This is a genomic window from Paenibacillus sp. FSL F4-0097 (genome assembly GCF_038593125.1).
Taxonomy (GTDB): Bacteria; Bacillota; Bacilli; order Paenibacillales; family Paenibacillaceae; genus Paenibacillus_AQ; species Paenibacillus_AQ odorifer.
Genome location: NZ_CP151965.1, coordinates 696,800 through 714,110 on the forward strand (window position 1 = coordinate 696,800; position 17,311 = coordinate 714,110).

The 17,311-nt window shown below is 46.4% G+C and carries 12 protein-coding genes and 1 riboswitch; of the genes, 9 read left to right on the forward strand and 3 right to left on the reverse strand.

The features are described from left to right. Positions 1 to 74 precede the first annotated feature (74 nt). Together MHH86_RS03085 and MHH86_RS03090 are read right to left on the reverse strand one after the other, a co-directional pair. Positions 75 to 380, reverse strand: a complete 306-nt coding sequence (locus tag MHH86_RS03085; RefSeq protein ID WP_052096752.1) for a zinc ribbon domain-containing protein — start codon at positions 378 to 380, stop codon at positions 75 to 77. 95 nt (positions 381 to 475) lie between these two features. Continuing rightward, the gene (locus MHH86_RS03090; RefSeq protein WP_076223343.1) at positions 476 to 1,417 is read right to left on the reverse strand and encodes a YafY family protein; all 942 of its coding nucleotides are present in this window, start codon (positions 1,415 to 1,417) and stop codon (positions 476 to 478) included. 150 nt (positions 1,418 to 1,567) lie between these two features. Here MHH86_RS03090 and MHH86_RS03095 point away from each other — a divergent pair, with 150 nt between their 5' ends. Beyond that, entirely contained in the window at positions 1,568 to 2,830 is a 1,263-nt protein-coding gene (locus MHH86_RS03095; RefSeq protein ID WP_342479630.1) for an MFS transporter, read from the forward strand. A 14-nt stretch (positions 2,831 to 2,844) separates the two neighbouring features. Here the strand turns inward: MHH86_RS03095 and MHH86_RS03100 are convergent, their stop codons facing one another. Next, on the reverse strand, positions 2,845 to 3,513 hold the full coding sequence (locus MHH86_RS03100; RefSeq protein WP_342479631.1) for a DedA family protein: 669 nt from the start codon (positions 3,511 to 3,513) through the stop codon (positions 2,845 to 2,847). A gap of 107 nt (positions 3,514 to 3,620) precedes the next feature. Between MHH86_RS03100 and MHH86_RS03105 the strand changes: the two genes are divergently transcribed. From MHH86_RS03105 to MHH86_RS03140, 8 genes are all read left to right on the forward strand, one after another. Further along, entirely contained in the window at positions 3,621 to 4,994 is a 1,374-nt protein-coding gene (locus MHH86_RS03105) for a polysaccharide deacetylase family protein (RefSeq protein WP_342479632.1), read from the forward strand. A gap of 132 nt (positions 4,995 to 5,126) precedes the next feature. Then, entirely contained in the window at positions 5,127 to 6,491 is a 1,365-nt protein-coding gene (locus MHH86_RS03110; protein WP_342479633.1) for a DUF58 domain-containing protein, read from the forward strand. Beyond that, positions 6,460 to 8,799, forward strand: coding sequence for a transglutaminase domain-containing protein (locus MHH86_RS03115; protein ID WP_342479634.1), 2,340 nt, complete (start codon positions 6,460 to 6,462; stop codon positions 8,797 to 8,799). The genes MHH86_RS03110 and MHH86_RS03115 overlap by 32 nt, the downstream gene beginning before the upstream one ends. A gap of 162 nt (positions 8,800 to 8,961) precedes the next feature. Next, positions 8,962 to 10,500, forward strand: coding sequence for a glutamine-hydrolyzing GMP synthase (gene guaA / locus MHH86_RS03120; RefSeq protein WP_036679874.1), 1,539 nt, complete (start codon positions 8,962 to 8,964; stop codon positions 10,498 to 10,500). 145 nt (positions 10,501 to 10,645) lie between these two features. After that, positions 10,646 to 11,110, forward strand: a complete 465-nt coding sequence (locus MHH86_RS03125; RefSeq protein WP_076106071.1) for a hypothetical protein — start codon at positions 10,646 to 10,648, stop codon at positions 11,108 to 11,110. A 202-nt stretch (positions 11,111 to 11,312) separates the two neighbouring features. Beyond that, a riboswitch (purine riboswitch) is annotated at positions 11,313 to 11,412 on the forward strand. Between the two features lie 122 nt (positions 11,413 to 11,534). Beyond that, positions 11,535 to 12,935 (forward strand): NCS2 family permease, encoded by a 1,401-nt coding sequence (locus MHH86_RS03130; RefSeq protein ID WP_036679893.1) that lies wholly within the window; start codon positions 11,535 to 11,537, stop codon positions 12,933 to 12,935. Between the two features lie 308 nt (positions 12,936 to 13,243). After that, complete coding sequence (locus MHH86_RS03135) at positions 13,244 to 15,499, forward strand: glycosyltransferase 87 family protein (RefSeq protein ID WP_342479635.1); 2,256 nt, start codon at positions 13,244 to 13,246, stop codon at positions 15,497 to 15,499. Continuing rightward, complete coding sequence (locus MHH86_RS03140; RefSeq protein WP_076106075.1) at positions 15,489 to 17,267, forward strand: phospholipid carrier-dependent glycosyltransferase; 1,779 nt, start codon at positions 15,489 to 15,491, stop codon at positions 17,265 to 17,267. Before MHH86_RS03135 ends, MHH86_RS03140 begins: the two co-directional genes overlap by 11 nt. Positions 17,268 to 17,311 lie beyond the last annotated feature (44 nt).

The window sequence follows — 17,311 nt, forward strand, 5'->3', positions numbered from 1 at the left end:
TAAAAAAGAATGGAAAAAGGAGCGTCCTACGAACCGTTATGGTTCCTAGGGCGCTTCTTTTTGTTGTGCTGCTATTAGTTAGCTGGAGACACAGCTGCAGGATCGCTCCAGCGTTTCAAATGTGGCAGCTGCTCCGCGAGAAGTTTACGGGCAACATTCTCATCCATTCCTTCTTCGACCATATAGCCTGTACAAATGTCAGCCATTTCTTGCAACGTGATATTAGGCTGTTTGAATGCGCCATTCTCATAGCAGTACACACAGTAATCTTCGATCTTGTTGCCATTCTGGTCCGTTCCAAGCAATTCCGCCGTAGGCATTGGCATCCCACAGCTTTGACAAATTTTAAGATCTCCTTGCTCTACATGTTCATGTCCCATATTTAACACTCCTTTAAAGGTATGCAAGCTCTCGAGCGCCCGCTTTAAGTTCAGTATAGAACAATAAACCTGACGGCATTCCGTCAGGTTTATTGTTAGGTTGTATATTTTGATGCTATGCCTGCTGCAAGCTGCCCCAGCTTTTGCCGAATATGCGGTGGCTCTAAGACCTCTACATGCATCCCGAAGCTTAGCAGGAAACCATACAGCCATCCATCCTCAGGATAGTTGATGGTAACCTTGTAACCTCCATTACCGTCGGGCAGTAGCTCGGTAGAATCAAACCGCTCTTCCGCTAGATGTTTGCTTTCAGCCTTAAACTGCAAAACGATGGGTGTTGCTGTTGTTACGGTTGATCTCTGATACTCGTTGCTCCAAGGCAGCTCGCTTGCATCTACATCTTTTGCAATAAAAACTTGGGTATTCTTAACGAGCTCTTTCATGCGCAACAGCTTAAACAGACGGAAATCCTGACGATTCAGACAAAATCCATATAAGTACCAGGCTTGCCCCTTCAGCACTAAAGTATAGGGCTCTACCGAACGCTGGCTTGTCTGACCCGCAGCATCCACATAATCAAAGTTTACGGTCACGCTTTCCTCAAGTGCTTCTTTTAGAGTGGCAAGCTTCTCTTCCAGAATACGTTGAAGACCCCATGGGGAGAAGTCGATGATGAGCTGAGTCGTTTTGCTGCGGAAGGCAGCGGATTGGGAGGGCGGGATTACGCTGCTGATCTTTTCCATGAGCAGCGTATGTTCATTTCCTCCATAAGACGAGACGCTCTGCAGAGCCGTGAAAATATCCGCCAGCTCACGATCCGTCAAGACATTGCGGTCCAGCCGGTATCCTTCCATAAGCCCGATCCCACCGTTAGCTCCCTGATAGGTGACGATAGGAATTCCGGCTCCATTAATGCTTTCAATATCACGATAAATCGTGCGCACAGATACCTCGAACATATCGGCTAGCTCCTTCGCCTGAATTAGGCGGCGGTTCATTAGCAGGATAACGATAGAGAGCAATCGATCTATTTTCAAAAGACAATTCCCTCTTTCCCGGAGATTTCCGTGAAGTAATGCTGTATTTCATCTTAGCAAATCCTTGAAAATAAAGCATTGTCATAAATAAATGATTCGATTAATACCTAATTAGATATATGTATAAATAGATGAAATGAGGTTTATTTTATGAATAATCACTCAGCTGTTGCGATGTTTAGGAGTCATAAGGGATATTCACGATTGTTCACAGCCGGCTTGATCAATGGAATTGGTGATCGTTTTACTAGCGTTGCAGTACTGGCGCTGGTTCTGCAGTTGACGGGATCAGGCATGGCGGTGGGGATTTCGTTAGGTGTGAGACTGCTTCCTTATTTATTTCTGGCCCCGCTTGGAGGCATACTTGGCAGTAAAATTCCACGCAAATATATCATGATAGCTACAGATATGCTGAGGGTCCCAGTAGCCTTAGCCTTTTTATGGGTGGATGGGGAGGAGAACCTGTGGTTGTTATATATGGCAAGTTTTTTGCTGGCAGCGGGAGAAGCCATTTACAGCCCTGTTCGTAAGTCCACTATCCCTTTGCTCGTCACCAAAGATTCTCTGCTGACCGTCAACGGACTAGAGCAGTTAATGAGCGGCTGCGTGCTGATCCTTGGGGCGTTCAGTGGAGGGGTGGTGTCGATGTGGTTTGGTTCGGAGGCAGCGTTCATTATGAATGCAGTGTCTTTTTTAATTGCGGCGATGTTAATTTACGGTATCGAGTTTCCACAACATACGGAAATGGCGACGGTGGCTAAGAAGGCTACATATTCTCCTGAGGGGGACTTAGAAAAATCTGCTGAAGAAGCAAAATACGGTCGGCTGCGTGCTCTGGGAATGGTAATTGGCGGGAGCCTAACGCTGCAGGTCATTTTCGGTTATGAGCTGTTGGTGCCGTTGTTAAATGGTCTGGATAATGTACTGATCAGTGTATATGCGATACAGGTATTTCACACGGGCGATATTGGAGTAGGGGCATTTTATGCGGCGCTTGGCGTCGGTCTTAGCCTTAGTTTTTTTATCTCACGTTATTTAAAAAAGGGACTGCTGATTGTAGCCATCGGAGGGCTTTTGCTCGAAGGTGTATTATTGATGGGCATCAGTGTCAGCAATCATTTTGCGGCAGCATTAATGTTATACATTCTGCTGTCATTTGCCGGGGGGACGGGGAATGCCTGTCTGGATACGCTTGTTATGCGGAAAGCGCCATCTGCTATACAGCCCTTTGTGTTTGGACTTCTGTCTGCAGTAGGAAATACGCTGCTGGGGTTATCTATGCTGTTCGCCGGGTGGCTATTAGAATGGGTGGAGCCAAGAATGGTAGGGTTTGTTGGGGGAGCGGGATTTGCCGCAGTTGCGCTTTTGCTTGCAGGATATGCGGGGGTACGCAGCAAGAAAAAACGTACTTAAAAAGGGCGGTGGCTTCACCGTCCCTTGGAAGTTTTTTTGACCTGAGTCTGTAGCTTTATGGCAGCTTTGCGCGGGAACAGGCGGATGCTTATCTTTTTGCGGTAGCGATACAGGATTACAAGGGCAGCTATAGCTACACCGCCGGAGATAATCCATAGTGCATATAACTCGAATAAATGGAAAATACCCATCCACTGCGGACCAAATACCCGTCCTATGCCAAGAAACAGCACTACCCAGAATAATGCTCCACTATAAGCGTAGAGGGCGAATTTACGGAAGGGCAGCGCAACTATACCAGCAAAATAGCCGGTGAAGTGACGAACGCCTGGAATAAAATATCCGATGGAAATAAGGATGCTGCCGTATTTCTCGAACCATTTTTGCGTTTTATCCAGCTTGGCAGGGGAGAACAGCAACCACTTGCCGTATCGCTGGATGAAGGGCATTCCGGCTTTTAATCCGACAAAATAGGTGAGGCTCATCCCGGCGGTGGTCCCTGCAAACGCCACTAGAATCAGCGTTATGAAATCAAGTCTTCCCGTATAGGAAAGGAAACCTGCAAAAGCCATGGTAGTTTCTCCGGGAAACGGCAAGGCAACGAATTCGAGCAGCAATCCAAAAAACAATACGCTATATCCATATTTGCTGAATAATTCTTGTATAAAGTTCAGCATTTCCATAAGATTCTCACTCTCCAAGGGGCAGTTGCCTTATTCTATTTTGTAGCTTGTCTTCATACAATCTACCAAATGGCTTTTGAGCCAATAGAATGCTGGAGGTAGAGAAGATGAAAGGTAACAAAAACACTCACGGCCGCCGAAACTTCATACGCGGATTGCTTGTTATGGTTGTAATCGTCATCGTAATGCTGGGATGGAACGCAGGGGAGAGTGTAGATTCTTGGATGAATCGTTCATTACAGTCCGCAAGCGCGGAGTCTGTCTCTGTTAAGAATAATCTCCCGTTAGTGGCGATGCAAGAATTGCCTCCTAAAGCAGAGTCCATTGTGACTGCTTCTCCAGAAGTTAAATTGAATTCCAGTACGGCACAAGTATCCAAGGTGTCAACAACATATTCGGCAATTACAGCCGCAAAGAAAGCTTCAAAAACAGTCTATATTACATTTGACGACGGACCGAGTGACAATACCTTCAACGTTCTTGAAATTTTACAGCAGCAAGGTGTGAAGGCGACCTTTTTTGTCCTTGGTAATCAAGCGAAAAGCCATCCAGAGCTAATTAATGCCATATGGGAACAAGGACATGCTATTGGCAATCATACCTATAATCATAATTACCATGATTTATATAGTGGATTCACTGAATTTTGGAGCCAGATTAAAAAGACCGAAGAAATTATTCGGGGCATTACAGGGGTTCGCCCACAACTTATCCGCGCCCCCGGCGGAACCTTTGATCACTTTGATAATACCTACTTCAATTTGTTGAAGCAAGCCGGTTATATCGTTACGGATTGGACGGTGGACAGCGGGGATTCCAAACGCAAAGGGGTACCGGCGTCAGAAATCTTAAAAGAGTCAACCGCGGATCTGAAGTCCTCTCGGGTTATTCTGCTGCTGCATGATGGCGGCGGCCATCAGGAGAGTGTTAAAGCACTGCCTGATATTATTGCGCGTTATAAGGCTGCTGGATACAGCTTTGGCCTTTTAGATGAGACGGTGGAGCCTGTACAATTCAGAGTCTCCTCAAAAGCCAATAGCTTGGGCAGAGTGAAACCTTCGGAAGCTTGGATCACCTCGAATATCATACCGAATGCAGAGCTGTTTGCGCCCGGCAAACCTTTGGTGCTGGAGGTTGGAAAGCTGGAGACGAAGCTGGCGCCAGGTGAATATACTCTGCAAAAAGGAAAATATATGGTGCCACTTCGCGCTGTGATCGAACGGCTGGGAGGGCAGATTAGCTGGGATGCGGGCAGTCGCAGTGGAAGGATTGCCTGGAACGGAAAAAATATCATCGCGGATGTGGCGAACAAGGAACTCCTTTTAAATCTTCCTGATCATGTTCAAAAGATAAACGGTGCCAGTGTGGAGATGATTGGCGGTTCTATCTGGGTATCGCTGCGTGAGCTGCTGGAGACAGCCGATCACCCTCCTTTAAATATAAGCGTGACGGAAGGTGAGCGCCGGGTAATAGCCTTCTGAGATTTAGCGCTCGGGCAGTTTTTTTAAAAGAAAAAAACAATGTCTGGGCACCCTTTTTCATGGGAAGAATAGATAGTAATAAGTTCCTCAGCTGGGAACAAGTCTAGACCCAAAGGAAGGGTGTTCGTTCCATTGTCCTCTTCAAAAAAAGTAGAGCACAAATTAAATAACAAGACTGAAAGAGTTAGAAGCTTCTCCTATCCGCGTAGCCGTAGTGCATTGGCTGAATGGTTGCGGGTGCTGACTGTGGCTGGAATTATAGGTGTTTTATATGCATGGCGCGGAGGCGCATCACTCTTATTTCTGCTGATCGCTGTAGGCGTTATCATGGTTGGCGGACTTATCGTTCAACTTTCAGGTCCACGGGCGATAAAGATTGAACGTACAATTACTCCTGTAAGACCGATAGCTGGAAATACACTGCTTGTGAAGGTGCGGGTGAATTTCTCTGCCCGGCTTCCACTGCCATGGCTGACTATCGCTGATTTTTGGGGGGACAGAGGACATCACAAGCTACTGTTTCCGGGATTCAGACGCTCTTTTGAATACACCTACATTCTTGAGAATATGCCACGCGGACATCATCATTTGCAGGGCTGCAGAGTAACCTGGGGAGATTTGCCCGGCTGGTTCACAGGCCGATCTGAGCCCGCTGAAGAGCATAGCGTTAAAGTGCTGCCAGCCCCCCTATATTATGGCGGAGCAGTCCCGGACAGCGGCTTTATTAGCGGTGATTCTCTCTATTCTAGAAGGGGAAGAAGCAGCAATGATGAGACCATGGAATCGCGGGAATATGAGCCCGGTGATCCGCTTAGCCGAATTCATTGGAAGAACAGCGCCCGGCTAGGAAATCTGCAGAGCAAAGTTCCAGAGCGTGAAAAGGCAAAAATGAGCTGTATCGTGTTGGCTAATGATCCCAAAAGCTATGAGATTCCAGCCAATGCACTTACACCTCGTGGCAGTCGGGAGGAGCAGCTTCCGGTATTTGAGAAGGCGGTGTCAACGGCGATGGGGCTGATGCTCTTTGCTGAGCAGTCAGGTGCTTATGTCCAGTTATTCAGCGGAGGCTGGCCGGAAGGAATGGCTAGGCATGAAGGACTGGGCAAAATCCCAGGGAGAGTGCTGGATATTCTAACTGATATTTCTCCGAATGGAACAAGAACCCTGTCCGAGCTGTTGGAGGATGCTTCTAGAGGCTGGATTCCGGGAATGACCGTTGCTATAGTGACCGGAAGATTAGAGGAACAATCCGCTAAGGTTATCGCTAAATTCTTAGTGCAAGGTGTAAAAGTTGAGCTCTATTATGCTTGGGATCAGCCAGCTCCGGTGCCTGCGGAGGTAACGCTGCAGGAGATCCGCCAGCCTGTGCGGGGAACGGTTGGGGATAGTCTGGGTCGTCTGGGAGCACGGATGTTTTGTCTGGATGATGCATTGCCAGCTTACAGGCTCAGGGAGGTAGAGTACCATGAATCATCCGGAAAACCAACGCTACGGTAAGCGGATACCGGGTGACACAAGCTTCTCTATGAATGGGCAAAGTGGGAAGGAACCAAAGCAGCTCCATTTGGAAAAACTAGAGAGCAGTCATGCCGGTAAACAGAGAAAGATACCTCTGTATTATCGCATGCTGTTCTCTTTGGCTATTTTGGGGCTGTTTTTAGAATGGCTGCTCCCTTTATATAGAACGACTTCATTGGAAGATACTGCTAGATTGCTGCAGATTCTGATGATTTCTGCTGCCGTGCTGTTGATGTGGGGAATCCTTCAGATTCCCGGATGGCTATTGCTAAGTATCCAATGTTTGATGATCGGCACGGCTTGGCTATATCTATGCAGTGAGAGCGTAGGGACAGGATGGTTGGGCATTTATGCAGTAGAAATTCCAAATGATCTGATTTTGCTCTTTTCAGGGCATGTTTCTCAGCTTAGCGAGATCAGCAGACTTTTGATTTTGATTGTTGGCTGGGGGCTGCTGGTATCTTCGGTGCAGCAGCTTGCACTTTTCAGAGGAAGCACGCTGCTGTTTACAGCGGTGACCCTCATTTATCTATTGGTTCTGGATATTGGCTTTGGCGTTAATACGACAACGGATGTTGTAATATCAGTGGGGCTTATTGTATGGATGCAAGCAATGAGTGGTTTGCTCCGTCTGCGGGAACGGGTGGGCAGCATTCACCTGCCGTATGCCCGATGGGGAGTTTTGGCATTAGCGGCTGCCATATTCGTAATGATGACAGCATGGTTCGGTGGGCAGGTATATGAAGTACGACCGCCTAACCAAACTACACTCCAGTCAACCTTTGAAAAGCTGCAGGAATGGGCTTCGGGCCATATGCCGGAAGATAATGAGGCTATACCTGCAGGAACAACAGGGTATAGTACAAATGATGGAGAACTGGGTGCTCCATTGTCACGCAATACCGAGCCAGTCTTCACAGCATTGACCAGCCTGCGTACCTATTGGCGCGGGGAGAGCATTGCCTATTATGACGGACGCCGTTGGATCAGAGGTGGTGAGGAATTTACTCCGCTTAACTTGTCCAGCCTGCCTCAGATTCCGGCGACGGTAACTACTACTAATGGTGGACGGACTTTACAACAGCGGATACAATTTGCCAGCCCTTCTTCCGGAGGAATTCCTGTATTCAATGCGGGCACCATAACGGATGTTGAGACAGTTCAACTATCTAATGGCAGCCAGCTTGGTTATGTTCTGGCGAATAAGGACAGGGATACCTTTCGTCTGCCAGATTCGGCGGGTTCAACTCGGATCACTGAGTATATAGTTGATTCTATACTTCCCGAGAGTAATCCAGTACTGCTGCGCGGGTTGGGTGATGCTGATCCTCAAGAAATAAAGAACAAATATTTGCAGCTGCCTGATTTATTACCTGAGCGAGTGAAAGCTCTGGCAGAGAAGCTCACAGCTTCCTCGGATAACCGATATGACTCCGCAACCGCCATTCGGGATTATTTGCAAAACGGGTATTCTTACACGCTGGATACCATGGTTCCGCCAGCTGGCGCTGATTTTGTGGATCATTTCCTGTTTGAGACCAAGCAAGGTTATTGTGTGCATTTTGCAACAGCGATGACCGTATTGCTGCGAAGCACAGGCATTCCAGCGCGGTATGTTCAAGGGTACGGACCTGGAACCCAGCAGGAGGAAGCCATGCCGGCGAAGTATTTAGTCACCCAAGGGGATGCCCATGCCTGGGTAGAGGTTTATTTTGCCGGCGCAGGTTGGGTTCCTTTCGATCCGACGCCGGGTCCTGCGCTTGCGGCTGGCTTCCCCGCGCCGGCACGGCCTGCGGCAGCGGCGCTCGCGCCGCAAGCAACGCGCAGCGCGGAACTACCCGTCCTGCCGCTGGCGGGCGGACCCTTTTCAGCGCCGCTGACTGCCGCGGCGCTGCTTCCCGCCGCCGCTTGGCGCTGGCGGCGCAGTCTGGCTCTGCTGCTGGCCGCGTGTCGCGGCAGCAGCTTGAGCCGTGAGAGGCAGCTGCGCGCGGCCTCTCTGGCTTGGCACGGGCTGGCGGAGCGGTTTGGACCGCCGCCGCCCGGCGTTACTGGCAGGGAGTATGTGGACTCCCTGCGGATTTACGATGCCGGACTAGACGTGGCCGTCCGGCAGTTCGTCCGCCAGTGGGAGACCCTGGCGTACGCGCCAGCTTTGGCATCCACAGCCGTGATCTCTGCCCGCGGCAATTCCTTAAAATCCGCTCCCGACCTTGGCGGCGAACCTGCGGCTTCTGATGCGAACGCGTTTATTCGCGAATGTCTGATCATTACCTTCCGTTTAACATAAACGGGCAAGAACGCTTAGATCCGCTATCTAATTTATGCCATAGCAAGGAAGGTTCTGCATGAAGTTTTATCACTCTCTGATTATGAGAGGCGTGTCCTCCTTTCCTTGACGATGAGAATTAACCATGAGTATAATGAATCCAATAATCAAGGGAGGCACGTAATGAACAAGCCAAATGAAATTATCGTCGTTCTCGATTTTGGAGGACAATACAACCAACTTATCGCGCGCAGAATTCGGGACCTGGGAGTATACAGCGAACTTTTGCCGTACAATACGCCAGTTGACAAGATTAAAGCACTTTCGCCTAAAGGAATTGTCTTCTCCGGCGGACCTAGCAGTGTATACGCTGAAGATGCACCACACGTAGATCCGGCTATTTATGATCTAGGAGTGCCGATCTTCGGTATTTGTTATGGTATGCAGCTGATGGCTCATCAGCTTGATGGTAAAGTAGAACGTTCAGCTAAACGGGAATATGGTAAAGCTGATGTTGACTTTGCAGAAGGAACTGCTTTAGTTGCAGGATTGGAGAACCGCCAGACTGTATGGATGAGCCACGGTGACCATGTAGTTGAGCTTCCAACAGGCTTCAAGCTGGATGCAGGTACAGAAAGTGCTCCAATTGCAGCAATGAGCAATGCGGAGCGCAAATTGTTCGCTGTGCAATTCCACCCAGAAGTACGTCACTCCGTTCAAGGTAACGAGATGATCTCGAACTTCTTATACCAAGTTTGTGGTTGCGACGGCAAATGGACAATGGAATCGTTTATCGATGAAGCCGTTCAAGATATTCGCAATCAAGTCGGAGATAAAAAAGTACTCTGCGCTCTTAGTGGCGGAGTGGATTCTTCCGTTGTGGCTATGCTTATTCACCGTGCAATTGGAGATCAATTGACTTGTATGTTTATTGACCACGGCCTTCTGCGTAAAGGTGAAGCAGAAAGCGTTATGGAGACTTTCGTAGGCAAATTCGATATTCATGTAGTGAAAATCGATGCACGCGATCGCTTCATGAGCAAACTTGCAGGTGTTGAAGACCCTGAGCAAAAACGTAAAATCATTGGTAACGAGTTTATCTACTGCTTCGACGAAGAGTCAGCTAAGCTCGGAGATTTTTCATTCCTTGCACAAGGTACGCTTTATACGGATATCGTTGAGAGTGGAACAGCTACAGCGCAAACGATTAAATCCCACCACAATGTGGGCGGTCTGCCAGAAGATATGAAATTCAGCTTGATCGAGCCGCTAAATACCTTGTTTAAGGATGAAGTTCGTAAACTCGGTGAAGAGCTGGGCATGCCACGTGCGATCGTATGGCGTCAGCCTTTCCCAGGTCCAGGTCTTGCTATTCGTGTCTTGGGTGAAGTAACAGAGGACAAGCTTACTATCGTTCGTGATTCTGACTACATTCTGCAAGAGGAAATTGCTAAAGCGGGATTAGACCGTGAAATTTGGCAATACTTCACTGCCCTGCCTAACATGAAGAGTGTCGGAGTTATGGGTGATGCTCGTACGTATTCCTACACAGTAGGTGTTCGTGCAGTAACTTCCATCGACGGCATGACCGCTGACTGGGCACGTATCCCATGGGATGTTCTTGAAAAAATCTCTGTACGTATTGTCAACGAAGTTGAGAATGTAAACCGCGTAGTGTATGACATTACTTCGAAACCACCTGCAACGATTGAGTGGGAATAGCATATAGCAATAAGAAACCTGCAGCTCCTTATTTATTAAGGGACTGCAGGTTTTTTTATTTACCGTGAAGCTTGTGACGGACCCTATATAGCAACTTTAGAGAATGTGATAAACTGGAAAAAATAAACTTACAGGAGCCATTAGAATGGGATTCTCACTTATTGGAACACTAATAGCTATGGTTATTCTTGCCCCAAGTTTACTGATGATTAAGTTTCCGCCCGATCATGTTCCCAGCGGTTTAAAAGATGCCGGCATCGTCTACACCCTTTTGGAGAGAGTAGGGCAGTTGGGGTGTATAGCTATTCTTGCGATTTCAAAGGATAACTTCGAAAATGTAGAATTCGGGATCTGGGCTGCACTTATCTTTGTGTTTATCACGATTTATTACGGTTTATGGATTCGTTATATGGTTAAGGGACAGCAATTCAGATTATTATGGGCTCCATTATTGTTTCTTCCGATTCCCATGGCAGTTCTCCCTGTTTGTGCATTTGGATTTGCGGCTATATGGGGCAGATCTTTCTGGTTAGGTATTGCAGTGATTTGTTTAGCTATAGGGCATTTTGCTAATTCTTGGCATAGCTATCAGTATTCCAAAGGCCAATAAGCTAGGGCATGTTGAAACTGTTTTATAGGGAAAAATACCCATTTAATAAGGCTTTTGATAGTTAATAAGCTGCATGGTTTAATGGATTTTGGGGTTGAAGTTAAAGATAAAAATGTATGAATTACGAACAATAGAAAAAATAAAGTCGAAAATGTTCGCTTTTTTCATTGACAACTTATGTGATGTCCCCCTAAAATGATAAAGCACAACAACATAATTCTTTCGTATATTTCCGGGAATAGGCCTGGAAGTTTCTACGAGGTCACCGTAATGACCTGGCTACGATTAAGAAGAGCTGAGCAACCCGTATTGTCCTGAATCTAGGGCTATAGTCATGGGTGCTACTCTTTTTTTCGAGCCGGTGTCGATCAGATACCGGCTTTTTGTTGCTGTCAGCCACAACATACCTTAGGGGGAGAACAATTTGAATCGGTTTTTCAAGTTGAAAGAGAACGGCACTACAGTACGTACAGAGATAATGGCCGGCTTGACTACGTTCATGGCTATGGCTTACATCCTGTCGGTTAATCCGAGCACATTAACAGCCTTTGGCCGCATCGATATGGGCTGGTACTCTGTATTTCTAGCGACTGCGCTGGCAGCAGGTATTTTCACCATTGCAATGGGCGTGTTTATAAACTTTCCAGTAGCATTGGCACCAGGTATGGGACTTAATGCATACTTTGCTTCCGTAATTTTGTCTTCTGCAACCTCAGAACATCCATTCACTTGGCAAATGGGTCTGACTGCAGTATTTATTTCCGGTTTGATCTTCATCCTGCTCACGGTTACCCGAGTGCGGCAGATCTTACTGACAGCCATTCCTGACAGCTTGAAGCATGCCATTACCGTAGGTATCGGGATGTTCATTACAATCCTTGGGCTTAAGAACAGTGGTTTGATGACGATTGGTGTCGAAGCTGGTAAAGATATTTCCGCCAATACATTCACAGACGTCCTATCCTTTGAAACAATCATTCATATGGGTAGTCTAGAGAACACTGATGTACAATTGGTAATTATCGGATTGCTTCTTATTTCCATCCTGATGGTACTGCAAGTTAAAGGTGCGATTTTATTCGGTATCTTGGGTACAACCCTCGCGGGTATACTGATGGGTGTAGTTGATTTTGGCTCATTGTCCAGTCCGACAACCCCTTGGGTGCCTGACCTGACGCAATTGAACTTTTTCGAATTTGACTGGGATGGTATCCTGCACACCGGTATTGTTTCAGCAATCGCAACATTCACTTTTGTAGAATTGTTCGATACATTTGGTACACTTGTAGGTACTGCTCAACGCGCTGGTATTATGGACAACCCTGAAGAAGGTAACAAACGTGTAGGTAATGCAATGTTTGTCGATGCTATCGCTGTAGCTGGTGGTGCGGCATTGGGTACTTCCACTACTACTGCTTTTGTAGAAAGCGCGGCAGGTGTTGCTGAAGGTGGACGTACAGGTCTTACAGCTGTAACAACGGGTGTGTGCTTCTTGCTTGCGTTATTCCTTGCACCAATAGTGGCTCTGATCCCTGGATCTGCTACAGCTGCAGCATTGATTGTCGTAGGCGTGCTCATGGCACAATCGATTCGCGAAATTGATTTTCAAGATATGGTTGTTGCGATTCCAGCGTTCCTTACTCTAGTAATCATGCCTTTCACTTATAATATTGCTAATGGTATTTCCTTTGGTATCGTAACTTATGTAATCCTTGCTTGTGTAGCTAACCTTGCTGGCAAGAAAAAATACGATATTCACTGGATGATGTGGGTACTTGCTATTCTGATTATTCTCCGTTATGTATTTCTTGGTAGTGCGGGCTAACTCATATATAGCATACAGATGTGCATTCAAAGGCTCCTTCATAACTGAGGGGGCCCTTTTTTTATATTTTTGTTGGCACTTAACCGTTCAGGTTAGTCTATGTTTCTAGCTTTTCATCATCTATGATTTAGATTATATTGTTGAAGAGGTGATGTTCAGGACGAGGCAGCCTTGGTGTTAGAGTCCAATTTGTTACCCACCTTGATCCTGATCTCTGTTTTTTTTGCTCCGGCATTTGCTTTAGCCACTGCGATTCTTCTATTCTATATAAGAGTCTATATAAGAGCCTTGAAGCTTAGGGCGATCCTATGGAATGGAGTATTGTGGATGGAAGGGTTTGCGATCCAGATAAGGTAAACATGCCCTATATTTATATGCTCTTTTATGAGAAAATCAATCCAAATGATTTCTTAGCAACGGTGAAATACACTAATTCGGGAGCTGTTTTTCAGAAGGTATATGCTTTTGGCTGGACTAAGATGAATATAGGACGAGGTGAGGTTGGGACGATGATCAAGAGTACACGTGCGGCCGTAATGACTGTATTGATGCTGTTATTGTTTGTGCTTCCTGTAACAAGCATTTATGCAGAGGGGAATCTATTGCAGAACCCTGGCTTTGAGGAGGGGGGAGATGATGCGCCTTCTAACTGGACTAAGGATATGTGGATTTCAGGAGACAACTCAGGCCTACTTTCAATCCAATCGGAGGAAGTCCATTCCGGCAGCAAGGCGGCAGTCATTGAGAATATCGAACCCAATCATTCGAAATGGGTGCAGACGATTGAGGCTACGCCGAATAGTTATTATAAAATCTCTGGATGGATCAAAGTAGTAAGTACAGCAGGCGAGGGAATGGGCGCCAACATTCTTGCCGTTGGAGTAGGCGGGGGGTATCCCAGCGTAACTGATACGGCAGGTGAATGGCAGTATCTTGAATATATCGGCCAGACAGGACCGGAGCAGAAGTCATTTGGCATAGGCGCAAGTCTGGGCGGCTACTCTAGCTTAATTCAAGGTAAGGCTTATTTTGATGATTTTGCTGTAGAAAAATTAGACGCGGCTCCCGAAGGGGCTAACGTCATTTCGCTGGATAGTGCAGCGGTTAGTCCAGATGCAGGCGACAAAAAGGCAGACACTCCACATAAAGTATCTCCAACTAAGATGTTGCTGATCTCAGCGCTGTTTAGTGTGTTTTTTGCAGTGCTTTATACTAAAGCATTCCGTAGTGAGAAGCTTATGAAGCAGCCTGAGAATATTTATTCCAAATGGCTGAGTATTGCCATCGGAGTTGCTTTTATCCTGAGGGTGTGGATTGGTCTTACCGCGCAAGGATATCAGAATGATATGAATACCTTTATTTCTTGGGGACAGCGTATGGTGGATTTAGGTCCAGGCAAATTTTATGAAGAAGGTTATTTTGCCGATTATCCTCCAGGCTATTTGTACATATTGTACGTGCTTAGCGCCATACGTGGCGTTTTAGGATTCACTCAGGGCTCAGGTGGAGAGAATTTACTCTTCAAGCTCCCTGCGATTCTTTCTGATTTGGTGCTCGGCTACTTCATTTATCAAATGTCACGCAAAAAACTCGGCACAGGAATTGCTTTCGGCTTGATGTTGTTGTTTCTGTTTAATCCTGCGGTACTTATTAATTCAGCGGCTTGGGGACAAGCAGATTCGTTCTTTTTGATCTTCCTGCTGCTCAGTATCCACGGCGCTGCGAACAAAAAGTTTGTTCGCTCCGCAATTTTGTTTGCCTTAGCGACGCTAATTAAACCGCAAGCGTTGATATTCACGCCGGTATTGTTGTTTGCTTTTTATCATCACCGCGCTTGGAAGCAGCTTGGATTCGGAGCTTTGTATGGATTAGGGATCTTCGGATTGCTTGCGGCACCATTTTTCTGGAATAACGGAGGTCTGGTAGGGATTATTGATCTTTACAAGAGTACGTTATCTTCCTATCCGTATTCTTCAGTGAATGCATTTAATCTGTATGCACTGACTGATCCGATGTGGTCATCCCTTGATCTAACCTGGCTTGGCATTCCATACCGTGTATGGGGCTTCATATTTATTTTAGTGGCTGTAGCTGTTGCGGCATTTTATTCCTTTAAAAAGGATCGCTTGGACCTGACCAAATCCTATTTTATCGGCATGGTGCTTATAGTAGTGGTCTTTGTGCTTGGCACCAAAATGCATGAACGTTATATGTTCCCTGCTCTTATTCTTTGTTTGTTTACTTATATAGAAAGTCGGGACCGCCGCTTTTTATCGCTATTTCTCGGATTCAGCTTAACGCAATACATCAATGTGGCGTACACCTTATCTCACCTGAATGCAGATGTTAGCCCGGGTGCAGACGGAATCGTATTAGTGACTGCTATAGCTAATCTAGCATTACTGCTTTATATGCTGAATATCGGTTACGATGTGTATGTCCGCAAGGGTATAAAACCTCTTCCAGCACCAATTACACTGGAAGAACAATATGAAGAAGATTTGAGAGTTGTCGGGCAAATTAAACCGCATCAGAAGGGAGGGCGATCTAACGATGAAGTTTAAGCGTATAGATTGGATATGCCTAATAGCTATTACGGCCGTTTACGCAGCGCTTGCTTTATATAATCTTGGCTCTACTAAATCTCCAGAGACCTTATGGGAGCCTGCTGCCAGTGGTGAAAGCTTCTATGTAGATTTGGGACAGAGTAAACCATTGGAACGGGTCAATATCTTTGGTGGCGTGGGCACGGGTAAGTTCAAGCTGGAATTCAGCGACAATCCTGAGGTCTGGAGCAGTCCGATGGATGTCAGTGAGGATGTCGGGAATGTCTTCATCTGGAAAAGCCAACCCCTGAACGTTACTGCGAGATATGTGAAGTTTACAGTTACCTCTCCAGGGTTCACTTTGAACGAAATGGCCTTTTATGAGCAGGGGGGAGAAAGAATACCCCTTCCTATTGCTGGTGTGACACCGGATGCTAACGCAGTTCCTAAAAGAGGAGCAGCGGCCAATCTTTTTGACGAGCAGTCGCTCATTCCGGAATATTCTAACTTTATGAATAGCACTTATTTTGACGAGATCTATCATGCGCGAACAGCTTATGAATATACACACGGGATTGTGCCTTACGAGAATACGCATCCACCGCTTGGTAAGTTGTTAATTGCCATAGGGATGGAGCTGTTCGGGGTCAATCCATTCGGCTGGCGTATTATCGGAACCTTGTTCGGAGTTGCCATGTTACCTCTCATATATGTAATGGCGCTGCGTTTGTTTAAGAAAAGCAAATACGCCGCCCTCGCGGCAGGATTGTTTGCACTGGATTTCATGCATTTCACACAGACAAGAATCTCCACGATTGACGTATACGGAGTATTCTTCATTATGTTGATGTTCTATTTCATGCAGCGGTATTACACAATGAATTTCTACAAGCAGCCTTTGAGAAAAACATTAATTCCGTTATTCTGGTCTGGCTTATTCTTCGGAATCGGCGTAGCTTCGAAATGGATTGTGCTCTATGGAGGAGCAGGGCTGGCCATTATGCTGGCTATCTCCCTTTTTGAACGCTACAGAGAATACCAAGCCTCCGGACGCCTGCTGGCCGAGGGGAAGATTAAAGACAAGGAATTGCTGGGCACCTGTCGTGAAGCGGTAGATTCTTTTTGGAAAAAGACTATTATTACGTTGGCTAGTTGTATCGGGTTCTTTGTAATTATTCCAGTAATTATTTATAGCTTATCTTTTGTGCCAGGGTTATCTGCATCAGCAGAGGGCTTCACTATTAAAGGGTTGATTGATTCCCAAAAGAATATGTACAACTATCACAGTCAGCTTGTAGCTACACATCCCTTTGCTTCCTCATGGTGGCAATGGCCGTTTATGAAGAGACCGGTCTGGTTCTTTAGCGGCGGTGAAGGTTTGCCGGAAGGTCAGGTCAGCAGTATAGTGACTATGGGGAATCCTCTTATCTGGTGGACGGGTATTTTTGCGATGCTGGCAACGCTGTGGATTACGCTGAAACGTAAAGATAAGAACCTCTACATGATCTGGATCGCCTTCTTCTCGCAATATGTTCCGTGGATGCTTGTCCCAAGAGAAACATTTATTTACCATTATTTTGCTATGGTACCATTTATGATTCTTGGTATTGTATATATAATGAAGTTGCTGGATAGTAAATTCCCTGAGGCCCGTTACGTACAGTATGTCTATGTAGCCGTTGCTTTGCTGCTCTTTATCGCTTTCTACCCGGTACTGTCAGGGATGCAGGTCAGTGGAGATTACGTGAAAGATATGCTGCGTTGGTTCCCTACTTGGGTTTTCTAGGATTTAATAAAAATCTATAAAATAAGTTTATGCATGCAGCGTTA

Bases quoted from the DNA above. Each gene is read 5' to 3' on its own strand.
- MHH86_RS03105 (WP_342479632.1), top strand. From the start codon at position 3,621: ATGAAAGGTAACAAAAACACTCACGGCCGCCGAAACTTCATACGCGGA.
- MHH86_RS03085 (WP_052096752.1), bottom strand. From the start codon at position 380: ATGGGACATGAACATGTAGAGCAAGGAGATCTTAAAATTTGTCAAAGC.
- MHH86_RS03140 (WP_076106075.1), top strand. From the start codon at position 15,489: ATGAAGTTTAAGCGTATAGATTGGATATGCCTAATAGCTATTACGGCC.
- MHH86_RS03115 (WP_342479634.1), top strand. From the start codon at position 6,460: ATGAATCATCCGGAAAACCAACGCTACGGTAAGCGGATACCGGGTGAC.
- MHH86_RS03100 (WP_342479631.1), bottom strand. From the start codon at position 3,513: ATGGAAATGCTGAACTTTATACAAGAATTATTCAGCAAATATGGATAT.
- MHH86_RS03095 (WP_342479630.1), top strand. From the start codon at position 1,568: ATGAATAATCACTCAGCTGTTGCGATGTTTAGGAGTCATAAGGGATAT.
- MHH86_RS03125 (WP_076106071.1), top strand. From the start codon at position 10,646: ATGGGATTCTCACTTATTGGAACACTAATAGCTATGGTTATTCTTGCC.
- MHH86_RS03135 (WP_342479635.1), top strand. From the start codon at position 13,244: ATGGAATGGAGTATTGTGGATGGAAGGGTTTGCGATCCAGATAAGGTA.
- guaA (WP_036679874.1), top strand. From the start codon at position 8,962: ATGAACAAGCCAAATGAAATTATCGTCGTTCTCGATTTTGGAGGACAA.